We start from the raw sequence: 11,402 nt of genomic DNA, 5'->3' as shown, positions 1-11,402 counted from the left end.
ATTCTCTCGGAAAAGGGTTGCCGATCTTTCTCCGGTTGGTTAGAAAGAATGGCGACGGAAACAAGAACTCGCTTCGTAAAAGGAAAAGGGAAAAGAAATGACGAACCCGTTCGAGAACGCCGACGGCCGCTACCTCGTCCTCGTGAACGACGAGGGCCAGTACTCCCTGTGGCCGGACTTCGCCGAGGTCCCGGCCGGCTGGGAGGTCGCCCTCGGGGAGAGCGACCGCCAGGCGTGCCTCGACCACATCGAGGCCCACTGGACGGACATGCGCCCCAAGAGCCTCGTCCGCGCGATGGCGTCCTGACCCGGTGACCGGCCCCGACGCCGTCACGGTGCTCTGGGGCCCCGTCGCCTCCGGCGAACGGCGCGCGGCGCACACCACGCTGCTGCGCGCCGCCGCGGAGCTCACCGGAAGCCCGCTCCACCGCATCGGGTTCGCCCACGACCACGGCGGCCGCCCCCGGCTCACCGGAGACGCAGCCCGGCTCCACGTGAGCGTGAGCCACAGCCCGGGAGCCCGGGCCGTGGCACTGGCCCGGACCCCGGTCGGCGTCGACATCGAGACCGTAAGGCCGCTGCCCGCCCTCGACATGGCCCGGCGCTGGCTCGCCCCCGCCGACGCCGACTGGGTCGGCCGCCTCCCCGCGGCGGACCGGGTCCCCGCCTTCTACTGGCTCTGGACCCAGAAGGAGGCCGTCGGCAAGGCCCGCGGCCACGGACTCGCCCGCGGCGGGCTCACCCAGCCGCTGCCCCACCCCCCGCACTGGCCGCCGCCCCCCGCCGAGGACACGCCACCCGCCCTGCGGGCCCTGCCCGGCACGACCTCGGCCGCCTGCACGGTCCTGCCCACCGGCACCGGCGCGCACGTCCTCGCGGTCGCCGGACTCGGCGCCCCGGGCACCCCGGTCGACCTGCGCCGCTGCGACGCATGACCCCCACCGCAACCCCACCCACCACCACCCTCACGAGAGGAGGCCCCGGGATGACGCACCCCACCGACGACACCGACCGGGGTTCCTGGACCGGGCGGCTCGCCCGCCGCTGTCTGCGCCACCGGCGCAGCGTGCTCGTCGCGGTCCTCGCCGCGCTCCTCGGAACCGCGACCAGCGCCCTCGTCCCCCTCGTCACCATGGTGATCGTCGACGACGTCGTCCTGCGCCCCGCCCGCTCCGCCGCCCTGTGGACCGGAGCCCTGCTCGCCGTCGCCGCGCTCGGCTACCTCGCCGCCCACCTCCGCCGCCACCACGCCGGACGGCTCGCCGCCGACGTCCAGCACGACCTGCGGGTCGACCTGATCCGGTCGCTCTCCCGCCTGGACGGCGTACGCCGCGACGAACTGAGCACCGGTCAGCTCCTCGGCCGCTCCTCCGGAGACCTCAACATGGTCTTCGGGCTCGTCTCCACCCTGCCCACGGCGATCTCCAGCGCGGCCCTCCTCCTCGTCTCCCTCGTCCTCATCGCGCTGCTCTCCCCGCTCCTCGCCCTGGTCGCACTCGCCCTCGTCCCCGCCCTGTGGTTCATCGGCCGACGCAGCCGCACCTGGCTCTACCCCGCGACCTGGTACGCCCAGAACCAGGCCGCCGCCGTCGCCGGAGTCGTCGCCAGCTCCACCGCCGGCATCCGCGTCGTCAAGGGATTCGGCCAGGAACAGCGGGAGAGAGACCGGCTCGCCGACGCCGCCCGGCGGCTCTTCGCCGGCCGGATGCGCGCCGTACGGCTCAACGCCCGCTACGGGCCCGCCCTCCAGTGCGTCCCCTCCCTCGGACAGGTCGGCGCCCTCGCCGTCGGCGGCTGGCTCGCGGCCCGCGGCGAACTCAGCCTCGGCGCCCTCCTCGCCTTCTCCTCCTACCTCGCCCAGCTCGTCGGCCCCGTCAAGACGCTCGCCGCGCTGCTCACCATGGGCCAGCAGGCCGGCGCCGGGATCGAGCGGGTCCTCGAAGTGATCGACACCCGCCCGGTGCTGACCGAGGGCACGGCACGGCTCCCCGAAGAAGGCCCCCTCGGCGTCGAGTTCGACCACGTCACCTTCGCCTACGGCGCCGGCCGGCCCGTCCTCACCGACCTCTCGCTCCGCATCGAACCCGGCGAGACCCTGGCCCTCGTCGGCGCCCCCGGGTCGGGCAAGTCCACCCTCGCCCTGCTCCTCTCCCGGTTCCACGACGTCTCCGAGGGAGCCGTGCGGATCGGCGGCGCCGACGTCCGCGACCTGACCTACGCCTCCCTGCGCGGCGCCGTCGCCGGCGTCCCCGAGGACGCCGCCCTCCTCACCGGAACCGTCCGCGAGGCCATCGCCTACGGCCGGCCCGACGCCACCGACGCCGAGATCCACGCCGCCGCCCGCACCGCCCAGGCCCACACCTTCGTCACCGCCCTGCCCGACGGCTACGCCACGGTCCTCGGCGAACGCGGCGCCCTGTCCGGCGGACAGCGCCAGCGCCTCGCCCTCGCCCGCGCCCTCGCCGCCACCCCCCGCGTCCTCTTCCTCGACGACGCCACCTCCGCCGTCGACGCCCGCGTCGAGCAGCGCATCCACGACGCCCTGCGCGACCGGGCCGGGGACCGCACCACCCTGATCGTCGCCCGCCGCCGCTCCACCCTCGCCCTCGCCGACCGGATCGCCGTACTCGACCACGGCCGGATCGTCGACCACGGCACCCACCACGAACTCGCCGCCCGCTGCCCGCTCTACCGCACGATCCTCCAGCACGAGCCGGCCACGGCCCCGGGTGACGAAGCCGCCGCCCCGCCGCAGGCCCCCGCCGGGCACGGGAAGCGCCCCGCGCCCACCATCCCGAAGACCGCCACCGCCCCGCACTCCGCGGCCGCGCGCATGCAGGCCCGCGTCGCGGCGCTGCCGCCGGCCCTCGACCTCCCCGGCGTCGACGAGGCGGCGGCCGCCCGCGACCCCCGGACCCACGGCGACGGAGAGTTCGGACTGCGCCACCTGCTGCGCGGCCACCGCCTGCCGCTCGCCCTCGGCCTCGCCCTGGTCGTCACCGACGCGCTCGCCGGACTCACCCTGCCCCTCGTCCTGCGCCAGGGCATCGAGGGCGGCGCCCACCGCCTCGCCCTCGGCGTCGTCGCCACGGCCTCCCTCACCGCGCTGGCCCTCGTCCTCGCCCAGTACGCCGTCCAGTGGGCCGCGGTCCGGGTCACCGGACGCACGGGGGAGCGGCTGCTGTACGGCCTGCGCATCCGGGTCTTCGCGCACCTGCACCGCCTGGGGCTCGACCACTTCGAGAACGAGGCGTCCGGCCGCACCCTCACCCGGATGACCACCGACGTCGACTCGCTCTCCTCCTTCCTCCAGACCGGTCTGATCGGCGTCCTCGTCAGTCTCCTCACCCTGGCCGGCGTGCTCGTCGCGCTCGGCGCCGCCGACGCCGGGATGCTCCTCGTCGTCCTCGCCGTCCTCCCGCCGATCGCTCTCGCCACCGTCGTCTTCCGCCGGGCCTCCGCCCGCAGTTACGCGGACGCCCGGGAACGGCTCGCCGTCGTCAACGGAGCCCTCCAGGAGAGCGCGGCCGCCATGCGCACCGTGCAGGCGTTCCGCCGCGAGGACTCCGTCGTCACCGCCTTCGCCCGGCACAGCGACGCCTACCGGCGCGCCCGCGTCCGCGGCCAGCTCCTCTCCGCCCGCTACTTCCCCTTCATCCAGCTCCTCGCGGCCTGCGTCACCGCCGTCGTCCTCGCCGTCGGAGCGCACCGGGTGGCCGCGGGCACCATGACGGTCGGCGCCCTCGTCGCCTACCTCCTCTACCTGGACCTGTTCTTCGTCCCGGTGCAGCAGCTCTCCCAGCTCTTCGACGGCTACCAGCAGGCCCAGGTGTCCCTGCTGCGGATCCGGGACCTCCTCCGGCTGCGCAGCACCACCCCGAACGCCGCCGACGCACGCCCCGTCCGCTCCCTGGGCGGCGAACTCGTCTTCGACGACGTCGACTTCCACTACCGCGACGGCCGCCCGGCGCTGACCGGGATCCGGCTGCGCATCCCGCAGGGCCAGACCGTCGCGTTCGTCGGCACCACCGGCGCCGGCAAGTCGACCCTCGTCAAGCTCGCCGCCCGGTTCCACGACCCGACCCGCGGAACCGTCCGCGTCGACGGGACCGACCTGCGCGACCTGGACCTCACCGCCTACCGGAAACGGCTCGGCGTCGTCCCCCAGGAGCCCTACCTCTTCGCCGGAACCGTCCGCGAGGCCATCGCCTACGGCCGGCCCGACGCCACCGACGCCGAGGTCACCGACGCGGCCCGCAGGGTCGGCGCCCACGACACCCTCAGCGCCCTCGACTCCGGCTACGACCACCGCGTGACCGAAGGCGGACACAACCTCTCCGCCGGACAGCGGCAACTCGTCTCGCTGGCCCGCGCGGAACTCGTCCGCCCCGACATCCTCCTGCTCGACGAGGCCACCGCCGCCCTCGACCTCGCCACCGAGGCCCTGGTCAACCGGGCGACCGAACGCCTCGTCAGCGGCCGCACCGCCCTGATCGTCGCCCACCGCCTCAGCGTCGCCTCCCGCGCCGACCGCATCGTCGTCGTCGACGACGGCCGCATCCGGGAGGACGGCACCCACGACGAACTCCTCGCCCTGGACGGGATCTACGCCGCACTGTGGCGCGCCTCGCAGGGGCATCCACCCGCGGCGGTCCCCGCCCCGCACCCCGCAACCCTCACCCACGACTCCTACGAACGGAACGCTTCATGAGCGCCACCATCCGACCGGCCGGCCCGGACGCCCCGGCCGACCACCGGCCCCCGCGCGTCGTCCTCGCCCAGCCGCGCGGCTTCTGCGCCGGAGTACGCCGTGCCATCGGCATCGTGGAACGCGCCCTCGACCTCCACGGCGCCCCGGTGTACGTCCGCAAGGAGATCGTCCACAACCACCACGTCGTGGCCGAGCTGGAGAAGCGCGGCGCCCGCTTCGTCGACAGCGAGGAGGAGGTGCCCGAGGGCGCCGTGTGCGTCTTCTCCGCCCACGGAGTCTCGCCGGCCGTCCGCAGCGGCGCCGCCGACCGCCGGCTCGAAGTCATCGACGCCACCTGCCCCCTGGTCTCCAAGGTCCACCAGGCCGCCGTCCGCTACGCCCGCGACGGCCGGACCATCCTGCTCGTCGGCCACGCCGAGCACGAGGAGGTCGAAGGCGTCCGCGGCGAGGCCCCCGAGCGCACCATCGTCGTCGAGAACGAGGACGACGTCGCCGCCCTCGACCTCCCGGACGACACACCCGTCGCCTATCTCACCCAGACCACCCTCTCCTTCGACGAGACCCGCCGGGTCGTCGACGCCCTGCGCACCCGCTTCACCGACCTCGCCGGCCCAGCCGACGGCGACATCTGCTACGCCAGCCAGAACCGCCAGAACGCCGTCAAGTCCCTCGCCCGCCACAACGACCTCGTCCTGGTCGTCGGCTCCCGCAACTCCAGCAACTCGATCCGGATGGTCGAGGTCGCCCGCGAACACGGCAGCGCCGCCCACCTCGTCCCCGACGCCGGCCACCTCGACGAGACCTGGCTCGCCGGGGTGTCCAGCATCGGCATCAGCTCCGGCGCCAGCGCCCCGGAGATCCTCGTCCGCGGCCTCGTCGACCGGCTCGCCGCACTCGGCTGGCACGACGTCGAACTGGACGACGGCATGGCCGAGGACGTCGTCTTCTCCATGCCCGCCCGGCTGGCCGACCCGGTCACCGGCCGGGTACCCCGGACCCCTCTGGCCGATGAGGCCCTGTGACCAGAACAGGATCTGTCATGACGTCGATCGCATCGGTCCACGGACCCGACGACCTCCGCGCCCTCACCCCCGCGCAGACCGAGGAGCTCGCCGCTGACATCCGGCGCCTCCTCGTCGAGGATGTCACCCGCACCGGCGGCCACCTCGGCCCCAGCCTCGGCGTCGTCGAGCTCACCCTCGCCCTGCACCGGGTCTTCGAGTCCCCGCGCGACCAGATCCTGTGGGACACCGGGCACCAGACCTACCCCCACAAGATCATCACCGGCCGGGCGGACGCCTTCGGCACCCTGCGCCAGCCGGGCGGCCTCTCCGGCTACCCCTCGCGCGCCGAGTCCGCGCACGACGTCATCGAGAACTCCCACGCCTCCACCGTCCTGTCCTACGCCGACGGCCTCGCCAAGGCCCACCGGCTGACCGGCGCCACCGACCGCGCCGTCGTCGCCGTCATCGGCGACGGCGCCCTCACCGGCGGCATGGCCTGGGAGGCGCTCAACAACCTCGCCGACGGCGCCGACCGCCCGGTCGTCGTCGTCCTCAACGACAACACCCGCTCCTACGCCCCCACCGTCGGCGGCATCCCCGCCCACCTGGCCCGCCTGCGCACCGAGGACCGCCCCCCGCACTCCGTCTTCGAGAACCTCGGCCTCGCGTACGTCGGCCCCGTCGACGGACACGACATCGAAGCCCTCGAAGAGGCGCTCCGCCACGCCGCCGGACTCGGCCGGCCCGTCGTCGTCCACTGCCTGACCGAGAAGGGCCGCGGCCACGCCCCGGCCGAACAGGACGAGGCCGACCGCTTCCACGCCGTACGCCCCCGCCCCGCCGCCCGCTCCACGCCCCGCCCCGCGCCGGAACCCGCCTGGACCGACGTCTTCGGCGACGAACTCGCCGCCCTCGGCGCCCGGTGCCCCGACGTGGTCGCCCTCACCGCGGCCATGCTCGCCCCCACCGGCCTCACCGCCTTCGCCGAGCGCTTCCCCGACCGCACGTTCGACGTCGGCATCGCCGAGCAGCACGCCGTCACCTCCGCCGCCGGCCTCGCCCTCGGCGGCCTGCACCCCGTCGTCGCGGTCTACGCCACCTTCCTCAACCGCGCCTTCGACCAGATGCTGCTCGACGTCGCCCTGCACCGCGCCCCGGTCACCTTCGTCCTCGACCGGGCCGGCGTCACCGGCGACGACGGCGCCTCCCACAACGGCATGTGGGACCTGTCGCTGTTCCAGATGGTCCCCGGCCTGCGCGTGGCCGCCCCGCGCGACGCCGCCACCCTGCGCCGCGCCCTGCGCGAGGCCCTCGCCGTCCAGGACGGCCCCACCGCACTGCGCTTCCCCAAGGGCTCCCCGGACCGCGACATCCCCGCCGTCGCCACCCTCGACGGCATGGACGTCCTGCGGCGGACGGGCTCGCGGGCCCAGGACGTCCTGCTCGTCTCCGTCGGCGCCATGGCCGGAGTCTGCCTGGAGGCCGCCGACCGCCTCGCCGAGCACGGATTCGGCGTCACCGTCGTCGACCCGCGCTGGATCGCCCCCGTCCCCTCCGCCCTCGTGGAACTCGGCCTCGGCCACTCCCTCGTCGCCACCGTCGAGGACGGCGGCCGCAGCGGCGGCGCCGGCGCCGCGATCGCCCAGGCCCTCGCCGACGCGGGCGCCCGCACCCCCGTCCGCACCTTCGGACTGCCCCAGCGCTTCCTCGACCACGGCCGCCGCGACGACATCCTCGCCGCCCACGGCCTGACCGGCCGCCACATCGCCCGCGCCGTCGTCGAGGCCCTCGCCGGCCGCGACGACTCCGTCTCGATCGGCGACCTGGACCCCCGGCCCGTCGGCGCCGACCAGTGAACCGCCCGCCCCTCACCCGTACCAGAGCAGGAGACACCCCATGACGGTCGCCCTCGGCCTGCCGCCGATGCCCGCCCCGGTCCTCGGCGCCCGCCGACCCACCCGCCAGCTCCAGGTCGGCAGGGTCGGCGTCGGCAGCAGGTCCCCGATCTCCGTCCAGTCCATGACGACCACCCTCACCTCGGACGTCAACGCCACCCTCCAGCAGATCGCGGAACTCACCGCCGCGGGCTGCGACATCGTGCGGGTGGCCTGCCCCTCCCAGGACGACGCAGACGCCCTGCCCGCGATCGCCGCCAAATCGCCGATCCCGGTGATCGCGGACATCCACTTCCAGCCCCGCTACGTCTTCGCCGCCATCGAGGCGGGCTGCGCCGCAGTCCGCGTCAACCCCGGCAACATCAAGAAGTTCGACGACCGGGTCAAGGACATCGCCCGCGCCGCCAAGGACCACGGCACCCCCATCCGCATCGGCGTCAACGCCGGCTCCCTGGACGCCCGGCTGCTGAAGAAGTACGGCAAGGCCACCCCGGAGGCCCTGGTGGAGTCGGCGCTGTGGGAGGCGAGCCTCTTCGCCGAACACGACTTCCACGACCTCAAGATCTCCGTGAAGCACAACGACCCCGTCGTCATGGTCCGTGCCTACGAACTCCTCGCCGAGGCATGCGACTACCCCCTGCACCTCGGCGTCACCGAGGCCGGACCGGCCTTCCAGGGCACCGTCAAGTCCGCCGTCGCCTTCGGCGCGCTGCTGCGCCAGGGCATCGGCGACACCGTCCGCGTCTCGCTCTCCGCGCCCCCGGTCGAGGAGGTCAAGGTCGCCAACCAGATCCTCCAGTCGCTCAACCTGCGCCCGCGGAAGCTGGACATCGTCTCCTGCCCGTCCTGCGGCCGCGCCCAGGTCGACGTCTACAAGCTCGCCGCCGAGGTGAGCGCCGGCCTGGAGGGCATGGAGGTCCCGCTGCGCGTCGCCGTGATGGGCTGCGTCGTCAACGGCCCCGGCGAGGCCCGCGAGGCCGACCTCGGCGTCGCCTCCGGCAACGGCAAGGGCCAGATCTTCGTGAAGGGCGAAGTCGTCAGGACCGTACCGGAGTCGAAGATCGTCGAGACCCTGATCGAGGAGGCGCTGCGACTCGCCGACGCCTTCGACACCACCACCCTGGGCACCGGCGTCCCCGAGGTGACGGCCGTGGGCTGACGACCCGGGCCTCCACTGCGGCGAGGGCGCGGGGCCGTGCGCCCAAAACAGTACGAGACGGCCTGCGACAGGACACCGCTGTCGGAGCCCTTCTCGAACTCGATCACGACCGGGCTGCCGTTCCCATCCAGCACCAGCGTTTCGATCCGCCCCCGGTGCCACGGACCAGTCGTCTGGACGGCCGCCTCGGCAGGCTTCGCGTTCCACGCCGCGAACTTCGCTTCCTACAACAAGGCCTACGGCACCCTTGCCGGCGCGATCATCTTCTCCTGTGGTTGTGGATCACCAACCTCGCGATCCTCCTCGGGCTGGAGTTCGACGCGGAACCGGCCCGGCAACGCGCGATCGCCGTCGGACGGAGCATTGACTCATACGTCGACGCGGCCTCGCGATGAGACCAGCACCGCACGGCCACTCCGGTGCCGCCCGCGGCCGCCGCGCCGCCCTCCGTACAACGCTGGCCGCCGCGTGGGTGCCGGTGCGGTTGTGGGGTAGGCGCGCCGTGACGACATGACCCCCCTTGAACCAGAACGGCACCGACTCGTTCGAGCGCAGCGCCGACGCCCCCTACGAGAACTCATCGGCGCTGAGCAGAGGATCTGACCTACGGGCCGCCCGTTACAGCAGACTGACGAAAGGCAAGGTGTCCCCATCATGAGCACGGTGGAGCGACAGCCCCACGCCGCCGACGACTCGGTGGGCGTCCTGGTTTCACGCGCCTCGCAGCAGATGTCCGAGCTGGTGCGCGAGGAGATGCAACTGGCCCGGGCGGAGATGACCGAGAAGGGCAGGCGCTACGGGAAGGGCGGAGGCCTCTTCGGCGCCACGGGAATCATCGGCCTTCTGGCACTCCAGGCTCTGACGGCAACCTGCATCGCCGCTCTCGCGCTGGTTCTGCCGGTGTGGGCGGCCGCTCTCATCATCACCGCGGCCCTGGGAGTCGTGGCGGCCGTGACCGCCCTGGCAGGAAAGAAGCAGATCGCCCGGGCCGGTACCCCGGCTCCCCAGCAGACCATCGACAGCGTCAAGGCCGACGGGGCCGAGATCAAGGAGAAGGCACACCGATGAACGACGACGCCCGAACCGACATCGGCACCCCCGCCCCCAGCTCCGCCGAACTGCGTGATCAGGTCGAGCGCACCCGCGACGAGCTCGGCCAGACGGTCGAGGCCCTCGCCGCGAAGGCCGACATCAAGGCGCAGGCCAAGGAGAAGGCAGCCGCCGTCAAGGACCAGGCCGCCGCGAAAGCAGCGCTGCTCTCCGAGCAGCTCCGTGAGAAGGCCGGGCAGGCCGCCCACGCGGTGAAGGACAAGAGCCCGGACCCGCTCCTGGAGAAGGCCGGCCAGGCAGCGACCGCCGCACGCGCCGATCGCACCGCGCTCCTGGTGGGCGCCGGAGCCGCCGCAGCAGCCGTCCTGTTGGTCCGCCGCAGCCGGGGACGCCGCCGATGAAGGCATCCAAGATCGTCTACAGGCCTCTGGGGATGACCGTGGGCGCCCTCAGCTGCGTGATCGCAGGCGCCGCCTTCAAGCAGGCGTGGAAGATCATCGAGGCCGAGGGCGATGCTCCTGACGCCACCGACGAGGACCAACCCTCGAAGCGGATCCTGCTCGCCGCAGCCATCCAGGGGGGATCTTCGCCGTGGTAACGGCTTCGGTAGACCGGTCGGGGGCTGTAGCGATACGTCGTGTGACGGGCACCTGGCCGGCCTGACCGGCCACGTCCCCCGAGGGGTCGCCACCGCGCCCGTCGCAGACGTACCGATGACCGACGACGCTCCTTTGCGGGATCGGCGGAGCACGAGAAGGGTGACAATCTCCGTCAACGGCCTCCGCCGTATTCGTGCCGGGACTTCCATTCTTGGTGGATACGGCCCCGGCGCCCTCCCGGTCCCGCCCCCAGGCCGGCCGTCAGCCGGCGCTGGGGGCGGGACCGGAGGACACGGGCGGGCGGGTGCGCGCTGTCTGCTTCGGGGTGTCCGTCAGATGGGCGAAGACGATGACGTTGGCTTCGTAGCCCTTCTTCGAGTCGAAGCGGCCTCCGCAGGTGATGAGTCTGAGTTCCGCGCGGCCGGTGGGCCCGTACACCCTCTTGTCGGGGAACTTGTCCTTCGTGTACGTGTTCACCTCGTCGACGGTGAAGACGGCGGCGCCGTGGTCGGCGCGGGTGATCTTCACCGTGTCGCCTCGGCGCAGCGCCTTGAGGTTGAGGAAGATCGCGGGTCCGGTGAGGGTGTCGCGGTGGCCGACGAGGACGGCCGTTCCGTTCTCCCCGGGTGACGGGCCGGTGCGGTGCCAGCCCGCCCTCATCGGTGTGCTCAGCGGTGGGGCGCCGAGTCGTCCTCGCTCGTCCAGCCCGAGAGGGGTGACGGGCGCCTCGATGAAGATGGCCGGGATGGCGACCTTCACCGGCCGTGAGCGCACCATGGGTACGTGCGCGGCCGGTTGAGCCGGTGGAGGGCCACCACCGGCGGCGTCGTCCGCGCGAGCGGTGACGGACGGGGGGCCGAGTTCCTCCGTCGAGTCCGAGCAGGCCGACACGAGACCCGCCAGTGACGCGAACGTCACCGACAGGGTCATCGTGAGCCGGCACGCGCGGTTCGGCCCCCGGCGCCGTGGGGGCCGACCGTTCGC

Annotated in this window: 9 protein-coding genes and 2 pseudogenes; 10 read left to right on the top strand and 1 reads right to left on the bottom strand. The window is 73.4% G+C overall.

All coding sequences use genetic code 11. The annotated features are described in order from the left end of the window. Nucleotides 1–97 precede the first annotated feature (97 nt). The 10 genes and pseudogenes from OG392_RS03710 to OG392_RS03665 all read left to right on the top strand — a co-directional run bounded on the left by OG392_RS03710 (nucleotide 98) and on the right by OG392_RS03665 (nucleotide 10,482). On the top strand, nucleotides 98–307 hold the full coding sequence (locus OG392_RS03710) for an MbtH family protein (RefSeq protein WP_148001029.1): 210 nt from the start codon (nucleotides 98–100) through the stop codon (nucleotides 305–307). Nucleotides 308–311: 4 nt separating this feature from the next. Then, the gene (locus tag OG392_RS03705; protein ID WP_329275491.1) at nucleotides 312–935 is read left to right on the top strand and encodes a 4'-phosphopantetheinyl transferase family protein; all 624 of its coding nucleotides are present in this window, start codon (nucleotides 312–314) and stop codon (nucleotides 933–935) included. Between the two features lie 50 nt (nucleotides 936–985). After that, the gene (locus tag OG392_RS03700) at nucleotides 986–4,711 is read left to right on the top strand and encodes an ABC transporter ATP-binding protein (protein WP_329275489.1); all 3,726 of its coding nucleotides are present in this window, start codon (nucleotides 986–988) and stop codon (nucleotides 4,709–4,711) included. Beyond that, nucleotides 4,708–5,733, top strand: coding sequence for a 4-hydroxy-3-methylbut-2-enyl diphosphate reductase (locus OG392_RS03695; protein WP_329275486.1), 1,026 nt, complete (start codon nucleotides 4,708–4,710; stop codon nucleotides 5,731–5,733). The genes OG392_RS03700 and OG392_RS03695 overlap by 4 nt, the downstream gene beginning before the upstream one ends. A 17-nt stretch (nucleotides 5,734–5,750) precedes the next feature. Next, nucleotides 5,751–7,571 (top strand): 1-deoxy-D-xylulose-5-phosphate synthase, encoded by a 1,821-nt coding sequence (locus OG392_RS03690; RefSeq protein ID WP_329275483.1) that lies wholly within the window; start codon nucleotides 5,751–5,753, stop codon nucleotides 7,569–7,571. 40 nt (nucleotides 7,572–7,611) lie between these two features. Next, entirely contained in the window at nucleotides 7,612–8,769 is a 1,158-nt protein-coding gene (gene ispG, locus OG392_RS03685; protein ID WP_329275480.1) for a flavodoxin-dependent (E)-4-hydroxy-3-methylbut-2-enyl-diphosphate synthase, read from the top strand. Nucleotides 8,770–8,937: 168 nt separating this feature from the next. Continuing rightward, a pseudogene (locus tag OG392_RS03680) lies at nucleotides 8,938–9,125 on the top strand (YhjD/YihY/BrkB family envelope integrity protein); the annotation flags it as partial. A 298-nt stretch (nucleotides 9,126–9,423) separates the two neighbouring features. Beyond that, complete coding sequence (locus OG392_RS03675) at nucleotides 9,424–9,837, top strand: phage holin family protein (protein ID WP_329275477.1); 414 nt, start codon at nucleotides 9,424–9,426, stop codon at nucleotides 9,835–9,837. Further along, complete coding sequence (locus OG392_RS03670; protein WP_329275473.1) at nucleotides 9,834–10,220, top strand: DUF3618 domain-containing protein; 387 nt, start codon at nucleotides 9,834–9,836, stop codon at nucleotides 10,218–10,220. Before OG392_RS03675 ends, OG392_RS03670 begins: the two co-directional genes overlap by 4 nt. Next, nucleotides 10,217–10,482, top strand: a pseudogene (locus OG392_RS03665) (DUF4235 domain-containing protein). The gene OG392_RS03670 and the pseudogene OG392_RS03665 overlap by 4 nt, the downstream one beginning before the upstream one ends. A 197-nt stretch (nucleotides 10,483–10,679) precedes the next feature. On the opposite strand, the gene OG392_RS03660 reads toward OG392_RS03665, so the two are convergent. Next, nucleotides 10,680–11,348 (bottom strand): class F sortase, encoded by a 669-nt coding sequence (locus OG392_RS03660; RefSeq protein WP_329275471.1) that lies wholly within the window; start codon nucleotides 11,346–11,348, stop codon nucleotides 10,680–10,682. Nucleotides 11,349–11,402: the final 54 nt, after the last annotated feature.

It is taken from the genome of Streptomyces sp. NBC_00691, from assembly GCF_036226665.1.
Taxonomy (GTDB): domain Bacteria; phylum Actinomycetota; class Actinomycetes; order Streptomycetales; family Streptomycetaceae; genus Streptomyces.
Note: the sequence above shows the minus strand (reverse complement) of the source record. Positions and strands in the feature narration are given on the sequence as shown.

Excerpts from the sequence above, each read along its gene's own strand:
- OG392_RS03710 (WP_148001029.1), top strand. The coding sequence starts at position 98 with ATGACGAACCCGTTCGAGAACGCCGACGGCCGCTACCTCGTCCTCGTG.
- OG392_RS03700 (WP_329275489.1), top strand. The coding sequence starts at position 986 with ATGACGCACCCCACCGACGACACCGACCGGGGTTCCTGGACCGGGCGG.
- OG392_RS03695 (WP_329275486.1), top strand. The coding sequence starts at position 4,708 with ATGAGCGCCACCATCCGACCGGCCGGCCCGGACGCCCCGGCCGACCAC.
- OG392_RS03690 (WP_329275483.1), top strand. The coding sequence starts at position 5,751 with ATGACGTCGATCGCATCGGTCCACGGACCCGACGACCTCCGCGCCCTC.
- ispG (WP_329275480.1), top strand. The coding sequence starts at position 7,612 with ATGACGGTCGCCCTCGGCCTGCCGCCGATGCCCGCCCCGGTCCTCGGC.
- OG392_RS03675 (WP_329275477.1), top strand. The coding sequence starts at position 9,424 with ATGAGCACGGTGGAGCGACAGCCCCACGCCGCCGACGACTCGGTGGGC.
- OG392_RS03670 (WP_329275473.1), top strand. The coding sequence starts at position 9,834 with ATGAACGACGACGCCCGAACCGACATCGGCACCCCCGCCCCCAGCTCC.
- OG392_RS03660 (WP_329275471.1), bottom strand. The coding sequence starts at position 11,348 with ATGACCCTGTCGGTGACGTTCGCGTCACTGGCGGGTCTCGTGTCGGCC.